Source organism: Rubinisphaera margarita, from assembly GCF_022267515.1.
Taxonomy (GTDB): Bacteria; Planctomycetota; Planctomycetia; order Planctomycetales; family Planctomycetaceae; genus Rubinisphaera; species Rubinisphaera margarita.
Window position 1 is genome coordinate 210,738 of record NZ_JAKFGB010000021.1, and the last position, 25,573, is coordinate 236,310.

Annotated in this window: 15 protein-coding genes; 14 read left to right on the forward strand and 1 reads right to left on the reverse strand. The window is 57.7% G+C overall.

Features of this window, described 5'->3' with window-relative positions:
* The first annotated feature begins 61 nt into the window (after nucleotides 1-61).
* Nucleotides 62-2,317, forward strand: a complete 2,256-nt coding sequence (locus tag L1A08_RS20640; RefSeq protein ID WP_238758435.1) for an alpha/beta fold hydrolase — start codon at nucleotides 62-64, stop codon at nucleotides 2,315-2,317.
* Between the two features lie 47 nt (nucleotides 2,318-2,364).
* On the opposite strand, the gene L1A08_RS20645 is transcribed toward L1A08_RS20640, so the two are convergent.
* Nucleotides 2,365-3,777 (reverse strand): MFS transporter, encoded by a 1,413-nt coding sequence (locus tag L1A08_RS20645; protein WP_238758437.1) that lies wholly within the window; start codon nucleotides 3,775-3,777, stop codon nucleotides 2,365-2,367.
* A gap of 1,211 nt (nucleotides 3,778-4,988) precedes the next feature.
* Between L1A08_RS20645 and L1A08_RS20650 the strand changes: the two genes are divergently transcribed.
* From L1A08_RS20650 to L1A08_RS20710, 13 genes are all read left to right on the forward strand, one after another.
* A complete protein-coding gene (locus L1A08_RS20650) occupies nucleotides 4,989-10,130 on the forward strand; it encodes a beta strand repeat-containing protein (protein ID WP_238758438.1) in 5,142 nt (1,713 codons plus the stop codon).
* Nucleotides 10,131-10,473: 343 nt separating this feature from the next.
* Nucleotides 10,474-11,166, forward strand: coding sequence for a hypothetical protein (locus L1A08_RS20655; RefSeq protein WP_238758439.1), 693 nt, complete (start codon nucleotides 10,474-10,476; stop codon nucleotides 11,164-11,166).
* 79 nt (nucleotides 11,167-11,245) lie between these two features.
* On the forward strand, nucleotides 11,246-14,122 hold the full coding sequence (locus L1A08_RS20660) for a protein kinase domain-containing protein (RefSeq protein ID WP_238758441.1): 2,877 nt from the start codon (nucleotides 11,246-11,248) through the stop codon (nucleotides 14,120-14,122).
* A 234-nt stretch (nucleotides 14,123-14,356) separates the two neighbouring features.
* Entirely contained in the window at nucleotides 14,357-15,433 is a 1,077-nt protein-coding gene (gene sbnA / locus L1A08_RS20665) for a 2,3-diaminopropionate biosynthesis protein SbnA (RefSeq protein WP_238758443.1), read from the forward strand.
* On the forward strand, nucleotides 15,430-17,166 hold the full coding sequence (locus L1A08_RS20670; RefSeq protein ID WP_238758444.1) for an FAD/NAD(P)-binding protein: 1,737 nt from the start codon (nucleotides 15,430-15,432) through the stop codon (nucleotides 17,164-17,166). The genes sbnA and L1A08_RS20670 overlap by 4 nt, the downstream gene beginning before the upstream one ends.
* A complete protein-coding gene (locus L1A08_RS20675) occupies nucleotides 17,153-18,628 on the forward strand; it encodes a Y4yA family PLP-dependent enzyme (RefSeq protein WP_238758445.1) in 1,476 nt (491 codons plus the stop codon). The genes L1A08_RS20670 and L1A08_RS20675 overlap by 14 nt, the downstream gene beginning before the upstream one ends.
* A gap of 216 nt (nucleotides 18,629-18,844) precedes the next feature.
* Nucleotides 18,845-19,243: a hypothetical protein gene (locus tag L1A08_RS20680; RefSeq protein ID WP_238758447.1), complete on the forward strand. Its 399-nt coding sequence runs from the start codon at nucleotides 18,845-18,847 to the stop codon at nucleotides 19,241-19,243.
* A 475-nt stretch (nucleotides 19,244-19,718) separates the two neighbouring features.
* Nucleotides 19,719-20,693, forward strand: a complete 975-nt coding sequence (locus L1A08_RS20685; RefSeq protein ID WP_238758448.1) for a DUF1559 domain-containing protein — start codon at nucleotides 19,719-19,721, stop codon at nucleotides 20,691-20,693.
* Nucleotides 20,683-21,078, forward strand: coding sequence for a hypothetical protein (locus L1A08_RS20690; RefSeq protein ID WP_238758449.1), 396 nt, complete (start codon nucleotides 20,683-20,685; stop codon nucleotides 21,076-21,078). The genes L1A08_RS20685 and L1A08_RS20690 overlap by 11 nt, the downstream gene beginning before the upstream one ends.
* Nucleotides 21,079-21,134: 56 nt before the next feature.
* Nucleotides 21,135-22,553: a hypothetical protein gene (locus L1A08_RS20695; RefSeq protein WP_238758450.1), complete on the forward strand. Its 1,419-nt coding sequence runs from the start codon at nucleotides 21,135-21,137 to the stop codon at nucleotides 22,551-22,553.
* A gap of 178 nt (nucleotides 22,554-22,731) precedes the next feature.
* Nucleotides 22,732-23,493, forward strand: a complete 762-nt coding sequence (locus tag L1A08_RS20700) for a hypothetical protein (RefSeq protein WP_238758451.1) — start codon at nucleotides 22,732-22,734, stop codon at nucleotides 23,491-23,493.
* A gap of 37 nt (nucleotides 23,494-23,530) precedes the next feature.
* Nucleotides 23,531-24,781, forward strand: coding sequence for an ABC transporter permease (locus L1A08_RS20705; RefSeq protein ID WP_238758452.1), 1,251 nt, complete (start codon nucleotides 23,531-23,533; stop codon nucleotides 24,779-24,781).
* A 15-nt stretch (nucleotides 24,782-24,796) separates the two neighbouring features.
* Complete coding sequence (locus L1A08_RS20710; protein ID WP_238758453.1) at nucleotides 24,797-25,492, forward strand: ABC transporter ATP-binding protein; 696 nt, start codon at nucleotides 24,797-24,799, stop codon at nucleotides 25,490-25,492.
* Nucleotides 25,493-25,573: the final 81 nt, after the last annotated feature.

Below are 25,573 nucleotides of genomic sequence, written 5' to 3' on the forward strand. Positions count from 1 at the left end.
CTGGGAATCAGTGAGAAGGCCCTGCGTCCCTGTTCCCCCCACTCCTGTCGAGATGAGATTTATGAAAGCGTTCGCAACCATCGTCTCAGCCCTGTTGATTCTGCTGTCCCACTGGGGCCTGGTAGATGCCGCCGACGCATCTCGACCGAACGTAATTTTCATTCTGGTCGATGACCAGGGCTATTACGATCTCGGTTGCTACGGTGCGACCGAAGTCGAGACGCCCCGTATCGATGCGATGGCCGAACAGGGGACGCTGTTTACCGATTACTACGCGGCTGCACCGATTTGCAGTCCGTCGCGAGCAGGGCTGCTGACCGGGTGTTATCCCCGCCGCGTCGGTAACGCGATCTGGGTCCATCGAGCCGATTCGCCGTCGGGTATTCATCCCGACGAACTTACGCTCGCGGAGCTGTTCCAACAGAACGGCTACGCGACCGCGTGCATCGGCAAGTGGCACCTCGGGTTTCGCGAGCCGTTCCTGCCGTACAATCAAGGGTTCGATCACTACTTCGGATTGCTGCACAATCTGGACCCGGTCGAAGTCGTCTATTTCGAAGCAGAAGGCGGCGTGCCGCTGATCCGCAACGGAGACGTCGTCGCGCGCCCGGCCGATCCCTCGGAATTAACCAGACTCTATACCGACGAAGCGATCCGCTTTATTGAAGTCCACCACGCCGATCCCTTCTTCCTCTATCTACCGCATACGATGCTGCATCTTCCTTTGGGAGTGAGTGAACCGTTCAAGGGGAGCTCGAACTGGGGAGAGTACGGCGATGCGATCCAGGAATTGGATCATAACGTCGGTCGCCTTTTCGATTCTCTGAACGAGTACGGCATCGAGAAGAACACCATTGTCGTCTACGCTTCGGACAATGGTCGTGGCCCCGGACGGACGCCGCAGCAAAAGATTCAAGGACGAAAGCTTTCGACCTACGAAGGCGGAATGCGTGTTCCAGCGATTGCCTGGGGACCGGGCGTCGGGCTGCAGGAAAACGTGCGATCATCGGAACTGGTGCACGCCATGGACTGGTATCCGACGCTGGCGACACTCGCCGGCATCAGCGTTCCTGAAACGCGTGTGATTGACGGCCGTGATATGAGTCCGCTCCTTAAGGGGGAGACGAAAACCGTGCCGCCGCCTGGTCTGAAGAAATCGCTGAACGCCCTGGTGCCACTTCGACGCCGCTGGGATCCTCCCGGGGAATGGGCGCCGTTGATCAATCGTTACGAGTACAACAGTGCCTTCTTCTATCACGGCGCTCAAGGGGCACTCGCGGCTGTCCGCTGGCGGAACTGGAAGCTGTTTCTGAACCCCAGCCTCGAGTTGTACGACCTGTCGAAGGATCCGGGCGAGACGACACCGGTCCGCAACGGGGAGGTCCTCCGCAAACTTCGCGGCATGGCGGTCTTGTTCCAGGAAGAGATGCGGCTGGACGCCCGTCCGGCGGGAATGGTCGAAACCCGGCCGGAGGGACGTACGACAATTCCTCAAGCGACTCTGGAGAACCTGAACGCGGAACTCGATGTCACGTACGCCCGCTATGGTGATCGCACGCTGGAGATGGACATCTATCGTCCCCGCGAGGCATGGGGCGCGCTGCCCGCCGTTGTCTGTATCCACGGCGGCGGCTGGGCCAAAGGGGATCGAACCAGCCATACAAAGATCGCCCAGGCGCTGGCCGCCCGAGGTTTTGTCGCCGCGACCATTTCGTATCGACTTAGTGGAGAAACTCCGTTTCCGGCGGCGATTCATGATTGCAAGGCGGCTGTTCGTTTCCTGCGGGCCCACGCGAAGAAGTACGGAATCGATCCTGAGCACATCGGAGCTATCGGTCTTTCTGCTGGCGGTCATTTGACCGCGTTACTTGCAACCTCGGAAGGAATCGAGGAACTGGAAGGAAACGGAGGTCATGACGGGTACAGCAGTGCGATTCAGGCCGCCGTACCAATGGGGGCTCAGTCTGATCTGCTTTCGGAGCGGACGCGGATCGTCTCTGCCGTCGAGGAACGAGGGACCATCTGGCGCCAGTTTCTCAGCGGTTCCCAGGCGGACAATCCTGAATCGTATCGCCTCGCCTCCCCGCTCGAACATCTCGACCGCAACGATCCTCCGTGCTGGTTCATCACGGGCGAGACCGACGACCCGAGTACCCACGCCGAGCAGTTCCGCGAGCGAATGAAAGAGCTTGATATCGATCACGGACTGACCGTGATCCCCAAAGCTCCTCACGCGTTTGTCGGGAAGCAACTCTGGTTCGACGAGATGCTCGATGTCGCCGGGAGATTTTTCCAGGAACATCTGAACGAGAAATAGATCCTCCTGACGTGGTTCCGCGAACACACTTCAGGAATAGTCAGCGTCTAGCCCTCGTCCGTGGTCCCAGGTTCTTTGAGTGCCCAGAGCAGGATGACCAGCACGACGGCCAGGGCGAGTGTCACGATCGCGGCGGCATAACCCATCTTCTCGGGCCCGGGTTGGCCGGGAATCAGGCTGGTCGCGGCCAGATTCGTGGTGATCCAGGCGAAGCTCGTGCCGAGCATGCGTCCCCCAACGTTGGCTGCCATGCTTTCGCCGGTTCCGCGGAGGTGGAGCGGGAAAACCCGGGGCAAATAGTTTCCCCAGAAACTGAACTGTCCGACGACGAAAAAACCGCCGAGAAAGACCCAGAAGCTGATCGAGGACAGGGGCAGCGTGAGGAACTCGCCGTAGAACGTCGAATTGCCACCGGCCATCTGATAGAACAGATACGGAAGGACGAACAGGGCCGGGATGGCGAAGAACGCCAGCAGTCCCCGTCGAGAGATAATCATGACAGCGAGCGTCGCCAGGGCAATGCGTCCGGTCAAGCCGCCAATTTCCTGAACCTTCGTGTATTCGGCTGCTGCCTTCTGCTGATACGCCCTCGCCTTGTCGGGAGGGAGTTCCGCGGCGGCCGCTTTGACTTCCGGGAGATTGGGAACCATCTGAGGAATCTGCTGCAGACCCCCGAAGGCAAGCCCGAAACTGGCGCCAACGAGCAGCGTGGTCACGATGGTGGTGCGTCGAAGTGCCGGGGTGAAAAGCTCGGTGATGGAAGGACGTCCCAGCGTGCCGGCCTGTTTTCTCTCTTTCCACTTGGGCGATTCCGGAAGGAAGGGACGAACGATGACCAGCGGAATGGCGGGGAGAAGGCCGGACATCAACGTATATCGCCAGACGGCGTTCGGATCTCCGACTTCTCCAAAGAGAGACGCCATTGTCCCCAGAAGGGGCATGCTGGGCAGTTGCCCGTCTGTTGCCATCGACGCCAGCCAGCTGTTGACCAGGGCGACCAGAAGGCCACCGACCGATGCAAATGCCTGTGTATAGCCGATGACCGCTTCTCTCAGTTTGGGGTCATCAAACAACTCGGACAGCCAGGCGATCGCAGCGACAAACTCGACGCAAACGCCAATGAATACGAGGCAGCGGCAGAAGAGCAGCATCTCGACCGACGTTGAATACCCAGAGACGAACGCGGCTCCAGCGTAGAGGAAGATACTGCCTGCAAGGACACGGCGTCGCCCGAAGCGATCGGTCAGCCAGCCTCCCAGCAGGCCAAAAATCCCGCCGGCAAAGGCCGGGATAAAGAACAGCCGCCCGAGCCACATCTGAAACTCGGGACTGCCCGGAGACGCCCCGATCAGTTCCTGCAAAGCGGGTCTCAGGACCAGCGGCAGCATCAGAAGTTCGTATGTATCGAACGCAAACCCAACCGCAGCCGTCGCACAGACGAGCCAGCGCACCAACGTCATCCGCTGCATTTTGCACCCTTTGATCAGGCATCAATATTCGCAGCAGATTATCCGCAACTTGAAAATTGGCAAGCGTTCGCCCACTTGCCTCGATCAGAATCTCAGCCGGACGACTCTCCCTGAAAAAGTGTGGATGAAGTTTCCCTCCGAAGTTGGACGTGCTTGTCGCATTCTCCGGCAGCCAGCGACTGAACCGACATTTCAAACACCAGGGGCAGTTCGCTTGCAGCTGGGCGATCGCAGAATAGTGAACAAAGCGAGATTTTCTGTCCCGAGTCCGGTTGAAGTATGGTCGTGTTCCTGGGTACACTTGCTCAAAGTGGTTCAGTACTCTCTGGGACGGACAGCACGAGGCGGAGTCCAATCCTGCGAAAGGAGCGCACACGGACCCGGCGACGCGGCGTTGGGGCCCTGTGAAAAATCATTGGACTATGGTCAGAATGATGTCTACTCCAGTAGGGTAGGCAGTCTGCGGCTTTCATTCCCGGTGCCGACTTGGGAATGATTAAAGAAGATTTCCGCCGAGACGCATCAGTCAGGTGGTGCGTTCGTTCTTCGATTGTTTGTCGGCCGTCTGCTTTACACCAGCTCTGCTTAGCTGGTCCAACTCCCCCGCGTGCTCTCCTGTGATAGGACTTTGAGTAATGTCGCCTATAGGAAATCGGGAGAGGCCTTATGTAATGCCAGTTAAAACAGGGCAATCCTCAGGTTAACAGACACTCAAAACGACAAATCCAAATATGTTAGCCTGATGTGTTAACGGACGAACACAGGTGGTTCCATGTGGGTATAAATACCGAATCGCAGCTAAAGAGCGGAATTTCGGAAAAATAACGATTGCATGGCCTGTATGGCCGTGGTATCACCAAAGCCTGTCTTCCCTGATTGCCCGCCTTTACCTCCTGTAGCGATCCTTCCACAACGGATATCGATTCTTGTCCGAAGGGCTGTGAAAACAGCGCAGAATCTCCGGATTGAAGGGGAAATGTCGAATTTGTCGAATTTTGCTACAGACTGTCGCGTTCTTAATATGCATAGAGGCGTGTTCGGGCAGTATGCCTAAAGAAAACCGGCGACAGTGGGACCACTCCCCCGTCGTTTGAGAGTGTCTAACTGTCTTCATGACTCTAATAAAAGGGCCAGATGCAATGTTGCGTCTCGATCGCTTTGCGCGCTCAGTTCTGTCAAATTCTCTATTCCGCGGTGTTGCTATGCGGGCAATGCTGCAGGGATCCCGTCGGCGGCGAAAAGGAGCCGCGTTTGATGTTGCGAACCACCTCCGCAGCGAATCGCTTGAGCCTCGGACTCTGCTGACGGCCGTCGATGTGTTTGGCGATGCGACCAACGAGAACTTCAACGTCTTCGTCGACGGATCAGATCTGGTCGTTGAACGAAACAGCGTCGAAATCGATCGCGTCGCTCTGGCCACCGTCACTTCCCTGAATATGACGGGTGACGCCGGAAATGACTCGTTCACGATCGATCTGACCGGGGGAGTCGCGAACTTTACGCTGAACGTTGACGGTGAAGGCGATACGGACGCCATCAGTGTGACAGGTGATCCGGGCAACGGTGCCGACCTCACCGCGGAAACGCTGACGCTCAATTCCGATCTCACCGGTACCGTGACCGGAAGCTCAGACACTGTTCAGGTCAACGCGTCCGCCAGTATTCAGGACGGAATCGAAGCGGCCATCGCCGGCGGAGCCGTCAATATTGCCGCTGGCAACTTCGTGGAAAACGTGACCCTCAACAAGCAGGTCACGCTGAGCGGAGCAGGGAGCGGAGACACCGCTTCCGATACCGTGATTACGGCTGCGAATGGGAATCAGGCCGTTCTTGAGCTCACAGCCGGCGGCGCTTCCGCCATGGATCGCCTGGTCGTCGAGAATCTCCGGGTGACCGGAAGCCTGCAGCAGGGGCTCCACTTCGGAACGACGACCTCGTTCACGACGGTTCAGAATGTCGTGGCCGACGCAACAACGCGAGGGATCGAGTTCCAGGGCAGCGGCACGACGACCGATCTGATTCTCGACAACGTCACGCTGTCGAACAACACCACCGGTCTTCGCGTGTCGACGGCATCGGCGGTGGTGGGGCTGACCATTCAGAACAGCTTGATCACGAACAATGAGTTCGGTGCGAACGTCTACGCTTCGTCCAGCTATACCGACAACGAGAATCGCTTCGATGATATCCTGATCACCGATACGGTGATCTCGGACAATCTCAAGAAGGGCCTGTACTTCGAGAAGCTCAACAATGCCGTGCTGTCCGGGCTGACGGTCACCAACAGTGGCACCGACGCCGGCTATGCGTTCAATGCTGGCATCGACATCAATGTGAAGTACGGGAATCACCAGAACATTCAGATTCTGGATTCGACCTTTGACAACAGCGGCGTCTTCACTACGTCCGCCGGCGGATTGGATTCGTCCAGTTCCCTGGCCATTAAAGCTCGGAATGATTCTCCGTCATACAGTGCCAACCCGGGAGCGGTGAACAACATTCTTGTTTCCGGCAACGTCTTTACGAATGCCACGACCGCCATTCGCGTTGGGGAGCCTGGGAAGACCAGCACCGGAGCCGATGGACTTGTCATTACGAACAACTCGCTGACCGATGGCAGCTTTGTCGGTGTCGACAATGGAACGTCGACAGGAGTTGAAGCACGTGGCAACTGGTGGGGAACCACAAACACCACACTGATCAACAACCTGCTGACTCGCGGAATTGTTGATTTCAGCACCTACCTGCTTAGTGGCACGGACACCGACCCGGGAACCGTCGGCTTCCAGGGAGATTTCTCTGTTGTCAACGTCACGAAACTGGGCGAACAGGTGGGTGACGGCCGCATTCAGGGCGCGGTCGACCTGGTTGACGTCGGCGGCCAGATCAATGTTGGCGATGGCACCTACGTCGAAAACGTGTTGATCGACAAGGACCTTACGCTGCTCTCCGTGAATGGCCGGGCCAGCACGACCATCGAAGGCATCCCCGGCGTCGGGCGTCTGGGAACGGTTCAGATCACCAACAATACGACCGGAGTGACGATCGGCGATACCGGCAAGGGCTTCACGATTATTGGAATCGACAATGGGACGCCCGGACTCGAGAACGCCGCGGTCTACTTCCAGGGACCGCATTCCGGAGCCACAATCCGGGATAATGAGATCCGTGCGAACGGCGAAGCCGGCCTGCTTACCGAATACGGGGTGCTGATCTCGAACTTCGTCATCGACAATAACGAGTTCTCCGGCAAAACGTTCGAGGGAGCGCAGCCGGGCGGAATCGGATTCGGGACACAGTTCAGCACACCAAACGTCCCACGACAGCTCGTGACGATCGGCAATGGAGGTGGCGACGCCATGTCGGCCAGTGCCACCAACATCACGTTCACCAATAACCTGATCAGCGGAACTGCTGGCGGAATCAGCTCTGTCGACGGCACCAGCGAGCAGGGAAATACGCTGGTGACAATCGACGCGGCGAATTCGACGATCGATTCCAATACGTTCTCCGGTACGACGACTCGTTTCGGCACCAGCCTTCGGGTGCGACGTCCCGGGACACCGATCACGAACAATACGTTCGATAGCACCGGGCTCGGAGAATTCGCGGGGCATATCTTTGTCCAGAACAACGACGACACGCTCGATCAGATCGCCCGTGAAAGCGGCAACACGTTCGACCGGGCGGCTTACGTCGATGGAGCGAATGGAACCATCGGTCACGAAGTGGGGACGGTCACCAGTAACGTGATTGTCTTCAGCAGCACCGCCCAGTTCCAGGGCAACGTTGACATTGCCGATGCCAGCACCATCGAAGGAACACCCGATATCAACGGGACCCTGAGTACAAGCGCCGCCGGTGCGGTTGTTTCGCCAGGAACCGATGAGCCGGGTGTCATGAACGCCGACGGACTGGATCTGATCGCCGGATCCTCGCTGCTTGTCAATATTGACGGCACAGCCGGCCCGGGCGTGGTGGGCGGCCACAGCCAGCTCGAAATCGCCGGTCCAGTCGATCTGGGCGGGGCGACGCTCGATCTCGACGTCGAGATTTCCGCTGTCACGACCGGCGACTCCTTCATCATCATCAACAACACGGGAATGGCCGCCGTCACGGGCACCTTTGCTGGTCTCAATGAAGGCGACAGCTTCCTGCACGACGGTCAGACCTACATCATCTCCTACACGGGCGGTGACGGGAATGATGTCGTCGTGACGGTTGGCAATGCCGCTCCGGTGGTGAACGATCAGTCGTTCGGAATCGACGAGCATGCCATGGTCGGTACGTCGGTCGGAACCGTTGTTGCTTCCGACGACGATAACGCCGATTCGCTGACTTACGCGATCACTGGTGGTAACACCGGCGGAGCGTTCGCCATCAATGCGATGACGGGCGAGATCACGGTCGCCACTCCAGGAGCAGTCGATTTCGAAACCAACCCGGTCTTCAACCTGACTGTTGAAGTGACCGACGACAGTGGAGCGATGGAGACTGATTCGGCGACGATCACGATCACCCTCAACGATGTCAATGAAGCTCCGCAGGTCGAGCTGACCAACACCACCACGCTGATCAGCGAATCTGCCAACACGTCGACTCGCACGCACGTGGCCGACATCGTCATCAATGACGATGGTCTTGGCACGAATGATCTGAGTCTTTCAGGCAGCGATGCTTCGCTGTTCGAGATCGATGGCAATCAGCTTTATCTGATCGCTGGAGCCTCACTCGATTTCGAGACGAATCCCGTTCTCGACGTGGTTGTCGAGGTCGATGACAGCTCGGTCGGATCGACACCCGACGACACGGCGCTTCTGAGCGTGAACATTGGCGATGCGAATGAGGCTGCCTCGCTGAGCGTTACCAATGTCACCTCGACGATTCCCAAGAATGTCAATAACTCGACGCGGCTCTTCGTGGAAGACTTCACTGTGACGGATGTGGACGCCGGTCCGCATATGAATAACGTCACTGTGTCGGGTCCGGACGCCGGCCTGTTCGAAGTCATTGGCAACCAGGTTTTCCTGAAGGCCAACGCGGGCTTGAACTCGCGGACCAATCCGATCCTGAATGTCTCTCTCGTGCTGGATGACCCGGGCGTCGGATCGGGACCGGAGTCGGTGATTGATATCTCGATGATCATCACCGATCCCACGGCTGCTCAACTACCTGAGCTCCCCACTTCGTTCGTCGGATTCGTCAATGAGAACCTCTGGCTGGCTCAGCGAGATGAATTCGGTAACTACGATACCGATCTGGCCGCCGCCACCGCGTTCCCGGACGACCGAATCCTGCAATCGCTGCAGGGAGACTTCAATGGCGACGGACGCGAGGACATCGCCTTCCATCTCACCAACGGTGAAGTCTACGTCGGTACCTCGACGCCGGATGGTCAGTTCAACTTCAGCCTCTGGGGCGACATTCGGACCACCGGAGTCAAGGCACTGCAGGTCGGCGATTTCAATGCGGACGGCCTGGCGGACATCTCGGCTGTTCTGCAGAACGGAACTCGCTCCCGTCTCTGGGTGTACGAGTCGACCGGAAGCCAGTTCCTGCCCGATGAATACGGTAACTACGGCGGATACTCCGACATCGTCACGACGCTCGTCGGTAACTTCGACGGTGTGAACGGTGACGACCTTGCCATCTTCAACGACAGTGGAATCTGGTGGGTCGCGAAGTCGGATGCAGCCGGGTCGAACTTCCGATTCGGAGCCGCATTCGAGAAATGGAACCCGTCGCGGACGATCACCGATATTCAGGTCGGCAACTTCAACGGCGATGACAAAGACGACATCTTTGGTGTCTTCAACATCCCGTCACAGCCGAATAATCGATCGTTCGTGGTCGGCGTCTCGGAAGGAAACCGGTTCCGTTCACGCGTCTGGCGAAAGGCTACGCTCTCGGGCTCGCTGAATGCTGTCGTGGTTGGGGACTTCAACGCCGACAACAATGATGACTTCGCGATGTTGACTGGTCAGCAGCAGTGGACCGTCGGTCTGTCCAGTCCGGGCAGTTCTCAGTTCGCTCTGTCGTCCTGGGGGACCACCAGCTACGCTGGTTCAATCGAAGACATCGGTATTGGCGACAGCAATGGCGATGGTCGTGCCGATATCCTGTTCCGCGACTCGTTGAGCCGGTGGCAGTCGGCTGAATCGACCGGTTCTACCTTCGTCACTCGCGAAATCGAGCAGTGGGGGTCTTCGGCCAACTGGCAGCACGTCAAGATTGGCAGCTTCGGTGCAGCCCCGGCTGCGACACCACCGGCTTCTCAGCTGGCGTCCGATTTCGATACGTTCGGAGACTCGTCTGTCCTCGATCTGCTGCACAATGTTAACTAAGGCTTGAAGCATCTTCTGACGAGACAATGTCTCGTCAGGACGAACGGCTGAAACGAAGCAGCACGTCCAGGGACGTGCTGCTTTTTTTGTGCAACGACGGTTCTGGTACTTGGCGGCCGATTGTTCTCTGGCGAGACCCGCTGCGAAGTCTGCCGGTTGGATTCCCGGCAGAGAAGCGAATCGTCGGAGGGGTGGGACGAACGGACAGATCGCAATCTCACTGACTATTTTTGATGTTCACTATCTGATAGTTTGTGGACTTGCCATGACCGCAGCTTCATACTCGGCCAGGTAGGGGCATTCTCGCCTCAAAGGTACAACGCTGAATCGTTAAGGGCCTTTCATGGACACCGACCCACTGGATATCGATTCGGAGATCCTCAGCGGTCTCAGGCATGCGATCGACGATCCGGAACGATTTCTTGATGCGTGCACCGAGTTCACCGCACGCAGTTATGATCGCGTGAAGAAATGGTTCGATCGAGAGTTTCATTTTCTGAGAGCGGATGAGCGGGAAGACGCGATGCATGACTTCTTCCTGACCCTTTCAAAGCGGTTGATGACCGAGTATGTCCAGGCTCGCATTCGCCAGTTCCGTGAAGATCGAGAGCAGGGGCGTGTCCGGTTTCGTCGGTACTTGAAAGTGACAGCAGTCAACGCGGCTCGAGATTTCGCCCGACACGAGCGACGTCGGGAAGGGGCTCAGGTCAGGACAGATTTCCTTCAGCAACTTGAAGCGCGAGCGGAGAAGCTGATGGGAGAGGTGCTGGCTGAAGATACGGAATTGATGCTGTCCGATATCAAGTCCATAGCCCGAGTGACGGATCGGGAATGGCAGGCCTTTTTGGCGACGATTGATTTCTCGAACGCCGAGCGTGAAGAGACATCGCGACAGGCAACCTATGCCGCCGCCTCTCGTGTGCGAAAAAAGCTGGAGCTGGCCCGCCCCATCGTGCTTCGTAAATATGGTGAGCTTGGCGATCTCCTGCTCGCCGAACACCTCTCCGTCGGAAACCTGGAACTGACCACCAGGTAATCAATCTCTCGGTGATCCAGGGTCTTCTCTGCACGCGAGACGGGCCAGCTGATTTTGCCGCACGCCTTCGGACGCATCTATGTCTTCTCGAAAGCAGTTCCTGTCTCAGTTTCGCAGGCAACTCGGTGCGGCTTTTCAGAGCGGTTCGTCGAACACTCGAAAACTCGTCCAGCTCACCCGGGATTTGCCGTTCGGCAGCAGACTCGCCGAGTACAGGATCATTCGAAAGATCGGCCAGGGAGGCATGGGGGCCGTCTACGAGGCGGAACACGTTGAGCTTCGGAAATCTGTCGCCCTGAAGAGGTTGCATTCGCATCTGGCCGAATCCACGGAAGCGCAGGAGCGCTTTCGCCGGGAAATGCAGGCCAGCGGTGTGATTGCGGATCCCCATATTGTTCGTGCTCATGATGCCCGATTCATCGACGGTGAGGCAGTCCTTGTTCTGGAACTGCTTCGGGGAGGTGATCTGCGCCGACTGTTGAAGTGGCGAGCTCCGGTCTCGATCGCTGCGGCTTGTGAAATCGCCCGGCAGGCGGCTTTGGCTCTCGACCATCTCGACAGCCATGGTTTCGTCCATCGCGACATTAAGCCTTCCAATCTCTTCCTTGATATTCAACTGAACGAAAACGGGACGGTCGCGAGTTGTCAGGTGAAGGTGCTCGACTTGGGATTGGCCCGGCTTCGTCCCACGGCTGCCGATCAGACACTGACCGGCGATGGTCAGATTATCGGTACAGAGGACTATATAGCTCCCGAACAGATTCGAGGGGCTGACGTCGACATCAGAGCCGATCTCTACTCGCTCGGGTGTACTCTTTACTATCTGATTGGTGGACGGTCGCCGTTTCGCGATTCGAACACGACCTATCTGAAACTTCATGCTCATCTTTACAAGACGCCGCCCCGGTTGGAAACGCTTGTGGCCGGGGTTCCCGAGTCCCTTGAGCGGCTCGTTGAAGAGCTGCTGAGTAAGTCGGCCAATGAGCGGGGGAGTTCCCCACGGGAGATTGCCGATCGACTTTCCCAGTTCTCAGAGGAGAGTGAGCTTCTCGACCTCGCAGGAAAGTTCGCAGAATACTGCGGGCTGAGAGCAGATCCTGTCGATGGAGAGAGCAGTACGCTCGACCTGGTTCCACGAGACGTCCCGACGGGTGCTTTCCGCGACGACGCGGCTCCTCGAAAACTCGATTCGCGCAAGGCTGGACGAGTGGTGCTGGCCCTCATCGGTGTGATCGCTGCCGCACTGTTATTGGTCGCTCCCGGGAAGCGAGCAGAACAAGCCGCGGCTCCGAAACCAATCTCGGCGACACTGCTCCGGCTCGACAGAGGTGAGTTGCAGGGGGATCGTCGAGCGAACCCTGCACGCGCTCTTTTTCTTGACGGCATCGACGACTGCATCCGCACACCTTTCGTTCTGAAGGATGAATATCACTTCACGATGGAAATGTGGTTCACACCATTTGGAACGCTGGACCAACGCAAAAAAGAGTTGATCTCGAATGCCGAGGCTGCCGGGATCTCGATCTCACTGAAAGAGGATCGTTACCTCCGATTTCTTCTGCACGACGGAGGGACCTACGTCGAAGCGACTTCTGAGGAAGAGGTGCATCTCGGGGAGAGAGTTCATCTCGCGGCTGTTTATGATGGCATCTCTCTGGCCCTGTACGTCAATGGGCGTCCTCATGGGACGAAAGTTCCCTTCCGAAACCGTCATCGGGCCTCACCGCTTCCGCTGCATTTAGGGGCAAACCCGGATCCCCAGCTGGTCGGTCGGGATGTTGAAACTCTGCGAGATTGCTTCCGAGGTCTGATTCATGAATTTCGCCTTTCGTCTGGCGTCCGTTACGTCGAACCGTTTACGCCGCAGCTGAAGTTGCCATCTGACGAGGCGACTGAGGTCCTCTATCATATTGATGATCAGAACGACTCTTCCCAAACCGTGCTGGATCGGAGCGGCAACAACAGGCACGGCACCATCATCGGTGCGACCTGGGTTGATGATGAGGACCTTCGCGGTCTCAATCCGCTTCCTCAGTTTGAGTGGAATGAGAATCTCCCAGAACCTGCGATTGCTGCGCTGACCACCGCGGAAGCTCAGCGCGTCCAGGCCGACTGGGCGGCTGCCTTGTCGATTCCGGCGGAGCAGGAGATGCCCGTTCCAGGAGCGTCGCCTCTTTCCGTTCGACTTGTTCCGCCCGGCGAGTTTGCCATGGGAACTGATGCCGCCGGGTTGTCGATGTACTTAGCAGCGGGCGACGGCATGCTTTCGGAAGGAGAGCGGCAGCGGTTGAACGCAGAGTCTCCCCGTCACAAGGTGCAAATCACGCGGCCCTTTTATATGAGCGTCGAGAAAGTTACTCACGAGCAGGTCCTGGCTGCTTTTAGGAGTGAGGGGCGTGAATGGACGGAATGGAAGAGCTATGTCCAGGCGATGAACCTCTCGGAGGATGAAGAGGAATTGGAACTCTCGGAACCAGCAACGCGGGTCTCGTGGGACGACGCGACCTTCTTCTGTACCTGGCTGAACGAGCAGCAATCCGGTTACTTCGTGACATTGCCCACGGAAGCTCAGTGGGAACATGCCTGTCGAGCGGGAACTACCACGGACTGGTCGGTGGTCGATGCCGACAGGCAAGCGCTGTTCACCATGAGCCCCGAGGAAGCCATTGCGTCGCATTCGCAATTTCTGCAGGGAGGCACGAATGCATGGGGGCTGCTCAACATGCATGGCACTCCACTGGAATGGTGTAGAGATTCCTATCGTCGCACAGCCTATTCGACGAGAACACGAACGGACCCCTTTGTGACGCCGGTCGACAACTATCGCAACCTTCGCGGCGGGGATGCTCAGGGACGTCCCGTCTTCAGTCGGTCAGCCTATCGCCACTACGCCCCGTCGAAGATTGTCGACCCGTCGATCGGGTTCCGGGTCATTCTCGAGATGACGTCTGAGTAGCCCCGACAACTCTATGGAGACAGGGCCGTACCATGCTCGTTTCGCGAGCGGAATGGTGCACCGTCAACCGCGAACGTTCGATTCGATCATTCTTTCACACTCCAAACAGATGTCTCCACGCGACTTACAGCATTGGCACAACGATTGCGTTAGTTGACCGGTCTGCTGACAGGCGTGACAGCAGGAGGCATTCAATTCACGCCATCGACGGTCTGGTGCACAGGTTTCGCGGATATGATTGATCTTGGACAGCGGGCTCGGCGTCTTCCCGGCATTGATACACATTCGACCAATGCGGGAAGGTGGTCCGAAGGGATTCTCGATTGCATCGGCAAGACTCCGCTCGTCCGGCTTTCGAGATATTTGGATTACGAGTCGCCGGAGCTGCTCGTGAAGCTGGAGTCGGCAAATCCGGGAGGAAGTGCGAAAGATCGTCCAGCCGCTCTGATGCTGGCGGACGCTCTTGAGAAAGGCTTCATTGATGAGCGGACCACGATTGTCGAGTCGTCATCGGGCAATATGGGTATCGGGCTCGCCCAGGCATGTCGATACCATGGACTGAGGTTTCTATGCGTCGTCGATCCGCACGCCCAATCCCAGAATATCGCCATCATTCAGGCACTTGGCGGAGAGGTGGTTCGCGTCGAGACTCCCATCAACGATAATTTTCTAACCGCCCGAATCGCCCGCGTGCGGATGCTTCTGGAAGAGAATCCGAACAGCTTCTGGCCCAATCAGTACGCCAATCGTTGCAATCCGATGGCGCACGAGTTGGCTACCATCCAGGAGATCGACGAAGCGACTGGCGGCGACTTCGATTATCTTTTTGTCGCCACGAGCAGTACCGGGACAGCTCAGGGGTGTCGCGATTATCTGAGGAAGCGGGGCCGGCGAACCAAGGTGATAGCCGTCGATGCCGAAGGGAGCGTTCTGTTCGGTGGCACGCCCGGCAAACGCCTCGTTCCGGGATTGGGGGCGGGACAGTTGCCCGAGCTGGCGGAAGGTCAGGTCTTCGACCGCATTGTGCGGGTTTCTGATCTTCATTGCGTTACCGGTTGCCGCCGGGCTTCGCGACGGGAAGCGATGCTGATTGGCGGTTCAGCCGGTGGCGTGCTCGAAGCTGTCCGATCGTTGCAGGAAGAAGTCGGGAGTTCGCGCGTTGTGGCCATTCTTCACGACTCGGGAACCCGATATCTCGATACGATCTTTAACGATGAGTGGGTGGAAGCGGCCCTGGGTGTTTCGCGCGATGAGGTATCGAATCGCATCAATGAACCCGCACTTGCTCCGACCAGCAAGGTTACGGAATGAGCGAGATCACGTTTTCAGAGAAGAAACGCGATTCATGCACTCGTTTCGCTGAGAAGCCGGAAGAGTTCCGAATTGCGATTGTTGGGGGCGGGCCGCGGGGGCTTTATTGTCTGCAGTCGCTTCACGAGAGACTCCGTGAGGCTGATCCAGTCACGCTCCGTTCTTCTGTGATCGTGTTCGAGCCAGCGTCTTTTCCAGGAGCGGGGAATATCTATGATCCCGGGCAGCCCCATCATCTCCGGATGAACTTCTCGGCCGGACGGATCGACGCGTGGCCTCGAAGCGAGGGAGACATCAAAGCAAACTCCTCGAAGCTCACTCTGGTTGACTGGCTCCAGCAGAGGACCCCAGGCAGGTTTAATGAACACAGTTATGTGCCCCGTGCGATCGTGGGGGAATATCTCCATGAGTGCTACCGGCACATTGAGGAGCAACTGCAGTGTTGCGTCAACTTCCGTACGGTCCAAAGTCCGGTCACGGGGATGGATCGCCTCGGGACTCGCTGGCGACTCAACGCCAGTGGGGAAGAGTATGAGTTCGATGAAGTCGTACTGACCGTCGGGCACGAAGGCTGGCGAGCTCCTCCCGTTGAAGACGACTCGTGCATTGATCGTCTGGTGCGAGTCTTTCCCGTGACTCAGCAACTGGCGATGTCCCGAACCCCGTCTGGGCAGGTGGTCGGAGTGCGAGGATTTGGTCTGACCTGGATCGATGCCGCCCTGTCGTTGACGGAAGGACGAGGAGGGCACTTCCATCAGAATAACGGCCGTTGGCATTACCAGCCGTCAGGGCGAGAACCGGCGACAATCATTCCGTTCTCACGAACTGGCCGCCCGATGGTGGCCAAGCCGGATGAATCGCGTTTCGTCCAACCACCGGAGTTGAATGACGTCTGGAATGGGGGGCGACAACGAATCATCGAGGTTTCGCGATCGAGTGAATCGATTCGAACGGCCGAGGAACTTTGGGAACCTGTTCTCGAAGCAGCGGCGGCGGCGCTGAACGTGTTTTCGGCGGGAGCACCGACGGGATCGGAATCCGTTCGGAACTGGTTCGACCGATGGGTTGGCTCGAAAATAGATGGGGACGCTGCGTTTTCTGTGATGCAGAAATCATATTGTGTCGCAACAGGGCAGGCCGCTCCGGAGATCAGCTGGGCACTGGGGGCGGCGTGGCGAAATCTCTATCCGGCGATTGTCTCAGCCGTGAGTCACGGCGGGCTCAACCCGGCTGCCTGGTCCGATTTTCGCGAGATCACCTGCGAGATGGAGCGGATCGCGTTTGGACCGCCAGCCGAGAACCTTGGACGAATTCTGGCGCTCTGTGAAGCGGACTTGGTCGACCTCAATTACCTGACGGCTTCGCTGAACGCATCGAAAGATACTCTGCTCCTCTCCACGACGAAGAGTGAAGTGATGCTGGATGCGTGTGTGAATGCCGTTATTCCTTCCCCTCAACAGATCTCTCCACAGGGACCAATGCGGCAGTTGCTTGACGCTGGTATGATCAGTCGACGGAGCGGAGCCGAAGGGATCGATGTCGACCGAGCCGGACGGCCAATGCGGGATGGACTGAGACTGACGGAAAATCTGGCGATCTTCGGTCGGGCGACCGAAGGCTGTATTCTCGGAAATGATACACTCAGTCGCAAACTGCACGAACATCCCCGGCACTGGGCTCGGGAAGTTGTCGCCCGCATGCACGCAAGAAGGAAGTTGGATGTCGGTCCCTGAATCTGATCCGCAGCCTCACTCCGAGGAAGCCGCCGAACTTCGAAGCTATTGTCGCGGTACGCCACCTCTGACAGCGAGGCTTGAAGGCTGGATGAGCAGTCTTCTGGAGGACGCACCTGAGCAGATTCGCAACGCTGTCGCGGAGTTTGGCTCCCCTTTGAACGTGGTGGCGACCGGGCCATTCGTTCGCAACATCGAATCGCTCGATCGCGTCGCCAGACGACACGAGATTGACTTCCGCGTGTTCTTCGCTCGGAAGGCGAATAAGTGTCTCTCGTTCGTGGATGCCGCATTACAGGCCGGTGCCGGAATCGATGTGGCCAGTGAGCACGAATGTGCTCAAGCCTTGAGCCGGGGAAGCCTGGGCAGCGATATGGTCTGCACCGCGGCCATCAAGCCCGAGGCATTGATCAAGCTCTGCATCGAACATCAGGTCACGATTGTCGTCGATAACGTCGACGAGTTGAAACTGGCCTGTTCAATTGCGAGCGCGCTGCAGCGAACCTTTCCCATCGCGATACGAATCAGCGGATTCGAACATGAAGGTGAAAAACTGTTTTCCCGCTTTGGCTTCGATATCGAGGAAATCAACGATCTCGCCGCCGTTCTGGCGACGCTCAGTGCCGACGTGCAACTGGTCGGAGTCCACTTTCATCTCGACGGATATTGTCCGAGGCAGCGAGTATCAGCAATCTGTCAGTGCCTTCCGTTGATCGATCGCCTGCGTGATCTCGGATCTCCGATCGAATTTCTCGATATCGGCGGAGGCTTTCCGATGCGCTACCTCGACTCGGAAGCCGAATGGGACACGTTCTGGGCAACTCACGAAGAGGCAATCCGCGGACGCCGGGAATCTGTCACGTGGCGAAATCACGGGCTGGGGCTACAGGCAATCGATGGCAAGATCGTGGGGAGGTGGAATCTCTATCCGTACTATCAGAAACTGATCCGCGAAGAATGGCTCGACGGCATTCTGGCGAGCGAGATGAGGGCATCGGTAACCATTGCGGACGCGATTCGTCAACGAAAACTTCAATTGCGATGCGAACCGGGGCGCAGCCTGCTCGATGGGGGTGGCATGACAGTCGCCCGGGTTGAGTTCTGTAAGAGGCATCCCAGCGGGGAACATCTCATCGGGCTGGCGATGAATCGCACGCAATGTCGTACGGGGAGTGACGACTTTCTCGTCGATCCGATACTGCTGCGGCAGCCGAACGCCGAGTCCACGAGTCCATGCGAAGGCTATCTCGTGGGAGCCTACTGCACGGAATCGGATTCGATTCTCATGCGACGCTTTCGTTTCCCGAATGGAATCGGGCGGGGCGATCTGATCGTGCTGCCCAACACGGCCGGCTACCTGATGCATTTTTTGGAAAGTCGATCACACCAGTTCGAGCTGGCCAGGAATGTCGTTCTCGAATCCGGTAATCGCTTTTGTCTGGATGCCATCGACGCTCGATAACAACAAGCGTGTGCTTTGCAGGCGATGGCCATCTGAATGATTCTTTGTTGAACGGATCATTTCGTTCAACAGAGTCGGTCGCTTTCTCGTAACTCAACGTGAAGACGTTCTGCTTTCATCGCAAAGAAATTCAAGAACTTTTCACTTGTAAAGTTGGCCGATGCCTCGCATAATCCGCGAAGCGACTGGTCGGACGCTTAGAGTAAACGAGAGACAATGCGCCTCGCTCACCGACCATTCCTGATCATGCTGCTGACCGCGGGGATTCTTTCCTTGTGGACCGGCGGAAATGCGTGGCACGCGATTACGTGCGGCCTGCACGATCACGGTCGGTCCGATGCTGCGGATTCGGCTTGCTCACATTCGACGTGCTGTCATCATTCGCACGGTTCCCCCGTTCAGGAATCGAGCGACACGCCGCTCGCTCCCGATCATGATCACGACTCCTGTCCGGTTTGTCAGTGGTACACGCTGCATCATGCTTCGGTGATCTCGACCGTCGAACTGGAATCGACGGAACTGCTTTGCACTCAGGCCGCGTTGCCTGCAGTTCCTTTGCTCTCCGGCGAGCTGGTTCGCTATTGCCAGCCCCGCGCTCCACCGGAATCGGTCTGAATGGTTTGCTCAAACGCCGGTCTGAGGCTGATTTTATAGCGTTTTGCGCGACGAATCTCCTCACGAAGCGTCTCTGGACCGCATCTCAGATGGGGTTCTGAAACGCCGACGCCGCCTGGGCATCCAGCACCTCTGTTTTCTAGAGCAAATTCAAAAACGACTGCAGGTGTTTGCAGGAGCAAATTCAGCATGGCCGGGGGATTGCCGCCCATGCGACTGCAGACGAAGCATGAAAATGCTCTACCACGTGTGCTTTGCGCCCGCGCCTGACGCTTTGCGACTGGTGCGAACCGGTCAGCCTTTGATGCTGACTGGTCAGACGCGCTCGTTCTCATGTGAGAAGTCCCTTCGTCCGCGACGTGCGGTCCGTAATCGAACCCGACCAGTCCGAGAGGGCGGTACGTTCGCGGCGAAGGCTTCTTGCACGAACTCCGGCACATCGACCGATTCCTTCCTTAAACCATGGAGCCAACGAATGCCCTTCAAACGTTATGGTTTCACGCTGATCGAGCTATTGGTTGTGATCGCGATCATCGCCATACTAGTCGCGCTTCTCCTGCCGGCGGTTCAGCAGGCACGAGAAGCTGCACGACGATCCAGCTGTAAAAACAACCTCAAGCAGCTCGCGCTGGCTTTGCACAACTATCACGACACGCACTCGGCGATGCCGAATCAGTCCGGAAGTTCACTCTACGCCTATTCGGCCCTCGCTCAGCTGCTGCCGTTTGTGGAACAGGGCAACCTGCAGGACTTGATTGATTTCGACGAACCGGTGAATACGGGGCTCCCGTGGGCTCCGGTTCAGAACACAGCGATCGAATTCGTTGCCCGACAGCCACTGCAGGTGCTGCTCTGCCCGAGTGACGCCGGTAATCCGATCTGGGTGGATAACAATTCCGATGTCTGGGCGGGCAGCAATTACCTGCTCAACGGCGGATCCGGCCGACAGATGAACTATTGCAGCAGCGAGAACGACGGGCTCTTCTGGCGTGGTTCCCGCACCCGCTTCCGGGATCTGACCGACGGGACGAGCAACACGGCTCTGATCGCGGAGACGCTGTTCGGACTCCGTCAGTCCGATACCACGTCGCTGGTCGATTCTCAGCGTCAAATGGCCCGTATCAGCGGCGGCGGAGCCTGCACTGTCGATGCTGATGCGATGCTCACCAGCGCAGCGAGCTCAACCGTCTTCGAAGGACGTCGTGCAGGAGCCTGGATCAGCAGTACGGGATATCACACGCTCATTCACGGCTATCTCACGCCGAACTCACGAGTGCCCGACGTGACCCATCACGGCGAAGTTCTTTCCGGTCCCCGCAGTCTTCATCAGGGAGGAGCGCAGTTCTCATTGTGTGATGGCAGTGTGCGATTCATCAGCGAGAACGTTCACGGCGAGACATTGAGGAATCTTTTCAGTCGCAACGACGGGGAGGTCCTCGGTGAGTTCTAGAGGATCACACCACCTGCGGATCCGGCTGCTTGCGATGGGGATGATTTTCGCGAGTCCCCTGGCGGGCTGCGGCCACGAAGCGGCGAAAACGGCCGAGTCCATCGGGCCAGCCCTTCCGGAGAGCTTTTCCGCTGGGGAGAAGGTCTGGACGCGGGATCTGAAGTTGCAGTCGTCTGACGAGAAACGGCTGGAGGAGTTCTTTGCGGACAATCCTTCGCTGACAGAGAACCCTCGCATCTCAGGGAATCCGCTGGTGTACCGGAGTTCGAGTGGCACGGCTCGCTTCTATTGGATCGACCGTTCACGTTCGCCCGTCGAATGGAGTCTGGTCGAGATCGGATCGCGAAAAGGTCGCTACGAAGAAGGGCAGGGAGGCCCGTTTTAACAGTTTCTGTTCCTAACCCGTCCGTAGAAAATGGATTCTTTTGAAAGCAATATTCAATGACATTCAACAATTGTCTGCTGAGTCTGAAGCGGCGAACCTCGTTTGCGCTGGCGTGCTGGGGCGGATTGCTCCTGCCATCTCTGGTCATCGCGGCTCCTCCTGTTCCGCTGAGTCAGTACGATCTGGGAGAACGCCCGGATCCCGTGGTGCGAGTCTTCTGGCAGGATCGCGAGACAGCGAGTCTCAAATGGGCGGACGTGACCAAAGGGGAAGAATGGTCGCTGGCGCCCGCTGAGATCGAAGGATTTCCGGAACTTGATCCTGAACGACAGAACCTCGTCCAGATGGACATTCTCGACGGGAAGCTCCTCGTCGGTATTCGCGACGATGATGGTGGGGGCTATGAAAGTGGTTGGGTTGCGGTCTCCACTGGAGTGGTCGGTCACTCACACGGAGACCATTACGACTGGCAGTTCGAGCATCCCCCGGAAGTCCTGACACAAAAGTTGGATACCAATCAGGGAAATCCCGCTCACCTTTACACGTACGACGGGGCATTCTACCTGGCCAATGACACCAACGATGGTTTCACGCAGTTCTTTCCCAATGATCTCGCCAGCCGCTCGAAGAAAGCCGGCCGGTTCTTTTCGGGGGGAGGGAATCACATTACTCTGGCCGCGGTGAAGAACCGGGTCGCATATTCAACCTGGATTGACGGCGGAGGCCCGAATGCCGGACGGGTCGATGTTGTGAACCTGCGGAAATCGGGGAATCGGAAGAGTGGCTATTCCTTCACGCTCCCGTCGGGGACGATTCATGGAGCAACGGCCAATTCCGGGCGCGTCTTCTTTGCTCCGGCGGAAGGAGTCTGTTGGGTCGAGACCGATTCGAAAGCGCAGCAGAGTCCCGAGGGGGTGGAGATTCACCATCTCGATCTGGGAGCCGATCCGGAAACGCAGAAGCCGTTACGCACGGGGGCGTTTTCCACGCATCGCAATTATGTCCTGTTCAGTACTGGAGCAGGGGAGTCTTCTGCTCTCTGCCTGGTTGATTCGAAAGCCGATGATCCTGAAGTCATGAAGTTGCCGATTGAGGTGGCCGACGGGCTTTCGCTGACGACCCCGCAACCGATTCTCACCGCAGCTGGCAAGCGGCTGGCCATCCTATTTCAGGACCGGAAAGTGGGAGACGGTGAGGAACTGCTGACGATTGTGGATCTCGATCCCAATGGAGACCGCGATTTCAGCGATGCCGAAGTCGCCCGGACGATCGTCGTTGGGCCGACAGAGATCGATGGTCACTACGGGCATCATTCGATCGCTTTTGATAGCGACGGAGCCTATGCCTGTCTCAGTAACTCGGGCGACGGGACTCTCTGGCTGATCTCTCTGATCAGCTTCGAAGTGCTGGCCGAATTCAATGTCGAGGGCTGCCCCGGGAGTGTCCTCGCCATCGGAGCCAGGAACCGGCATTGAGTTCAAAAAACGAGCGACCGCGGTTTTGTCACATTTACATCAAGCCGGGCGAGCTTCGGCGAGTTCGACAAGCCGCGGGAGTTTCCGATCTTGGCTGGCGAACAGCCGAGTGATGTTTCGATGAATCTGAAGAATGCTTACATTCCCATTCTACCGATACTTCTGCAGGAGGAGTTCAATGAATCACATCATCGACAGACGCGAGTTTCTTGTGTGGACCGGAGCGATGACGTTGCTGGCCGGCTCAGGCTCCGTTGGCTTCGGTGCAGAATTAAGCGGGGCGAACCTGCTCGAACAGAATGCCGCAAGCGGGCGGTACACCTATCTCGTCTTCTACCGGAACGACGACTCGCTGACTCGCCGTATGGAATCGGCGGTGGAATCGCATGTGAAAGACCATGCTGATCGAGCAGCCTGGCAGAAAGTGCATGTCTACAGCAAAAGCGAGTCGGCTGTTGTGGAAAAGTTCGATGCCCGTCGGCTTCCACTGCCGTCCGTGATCGGTGTGGCACCAAACGGAGCCGTGACGTGCATCTACCATCGGAGCGTCTCGTCCACACAGCTGAGCCGGTCGATTCTTTCGCCGCGATACGCCGATGTGGTCCTGGCCCTGCAGAATGGAAAGATCGCAGTCGTGAGCCTGCTGCCGAGTGATGGCGCCAGGCCGAGTTCGGCTGCCGAGCGATTCCTGGACAGCGAAGACTTCTCCGACCGTTCCGAGGACATTCGCGTCTCGGCGAAGGACCCGGCTGAACAGGACTTCTTCTCCCGAGTCAAGGTGAGCACGGATCTGGAGCAGCCGAAGACGATTCTGTTCGCTCCTCCGGGCCGGCATCTTGGCACGTTCGATGACGATGCGACTTTCGACGTCCTGGCCGAAAAGGTCCATGCGTCAGGCAGTTGCAACTGCGAGAAGTGCAAGAAGTCACACGGTCGCTAAGAGATTCGACCTTCCTTTTTAGCTGAGTGAGGCGATCATGACATTCCGATCTCTGGTCTGGAAAGAGATCCTGCAACGGCCCGCGCCCACAATTGCGGCTCTGCTCGCCGTGGCGCTGGGCGTCGCCGCTCTGGTCTCCGTTCAGAGCATTGCGAGTTCGTCGGAAGCCCAGGTGGCTCGGCAGATGAACGAACTGGGGGCTAATCTCCTCGTTCTTCCGAAGTCGGCGGATTTGCAGGACTATTACGCGGCTGATCTCCACAACGAGACTCTGCCCGAAGAGTACGTGACGACCATCATTCTAGCTCAGGCAGTCGGCGTCGAAGAAATGGCGCCCAAGCTCTGTCTACCGACGTCGATTGATGATCAGGAAGTGACACTCACCGGTATTCTGCCGCGGACCGAGTTCTTTCAGAAGTCGTCCTGGCAGAGTGTCGACCTGATGTTCCAGGAGATGGAGCAAACCGAACTGGGAAGTAAGCACCAGAACTGCACGGGGCGGACGTGTCAGTTAACCAGCGGAGATATGCGGGATCTGAAGTCGTACGCGAAGACTCGCGTTGTGCACGACCTTGCTCCGTTCTCGATCCTGGTCGGAGCTGACGCGGCACGCGAGCTTGAACTCAAAGAAGAAGACGAGGTCGAGATTCTTGGCGAGACCTTCACCGTGGCAGCGGTCCTGCCGGCTTCAGGAACGGTGGATGATCAGCGGGTGTTCGCGCATCTACATACCGTGCAGGATCTTTCGGGGATGGGACCGGTCGTCAATGTGATTGAGGTCATGGGCTGCTGTGAAGACGTGACCGATGGACTCGTGGCGGAACTCGAAGAACTGCTGCCGGATGCTCGCGTGATCACGATCTCGCAACTCGTCGAAGCCCAGGTGAGTATGAATCGATTGATGAGCCGACTGTCGTATCTGCTGTTCGCCATTCTGATGCTCGTCGGCGGAGCAAGTATCGCCAGTGTCATGTTCGCCAACGTTTCCGAACGCCGCCGCGAGTTCGGAACGCTGCTGGCACTGGGGGCGACTCCAGGACTGTTGCAGCGACTCGTCCTCATGAAGGCGTCGCTGATCGGTATTGTCGGCGGCGCGGTCGGGCTGCTGTTTGGAGCCGTTCTGGCCTTTGTTTGCGGCCCGATGGTCGTCGACGTTCCGCTTGACCTTTCCCTGCAGGCGATCGGCTGGGGGCTCGCTTCGGCTCTCGTCGTCGCTATGCTGTTCAGCTATTTTCCTGCTCGAAAGGCCGGCCATCTCGATCCTTCCGTCTGCTTTCAGGATCTGTAAGCCACAGGGTGAATCATGATTCAAATCGATAGCGTCTTCAAACAGTACCAGCGGCGTGGACAGACAGTGACTGCGCTTCACGCCACGACACTGTCGGTAGAGCAGGGCGAGTTCATCGCCATTGTCGGGCCGAGCGGCAGTGGGAAGACAACTTTGCTCTCGATGCTCGGCGGAATGCTTGCTCCGACGTCGGGGACGGTGCAGATTCTGGGCGAGAATCTCTATCAGCTCGGTGTCGCGGCTCGCTCGCGGTTTCGGAATGAGAAGATCGGCTTTGTCTTTCAGAATTTCAACCTGGTTCCCTGGCTGACCGCACTGGAGAACGTTCAACTCCCGTTGACGATCGGCCGGGCGGAGGCGTCCGTCCAGCGGAATCGAGCTCTGGAGTTGTTGGAGCGTTTTGGACTTTCGGATCGAGCCGATCACAAACCGTCGGAACTAAGCGCCGGACAGCAGCAGCGAGTAGCGCTGGCCCGAACTCTGATTGCTACTCCCCGACTCATTCTCGCCGATGAGCCCACCGGCAACCTTGATCCGGAATCGCGGGCGATGGTGATGGAGTCGTTGCGGGATTGTCAGAGGCAGTTCGATCAGACCATCATCCTGGTGACCCACGACAACTCGATCGCCGATACGGCTGAACGTAAACTTCGTATCACCGCTGGAGTGCTCACGGACGAACGTCCTCGCCTGAATGTCGCTTCGGCCTGAAGGCAACGATCTTCGCACCATTGTGATGCGGCGGTGATTTCGTGAGAATTGACGAACAGGTTCTCCCTTTCGGAAGCGGAG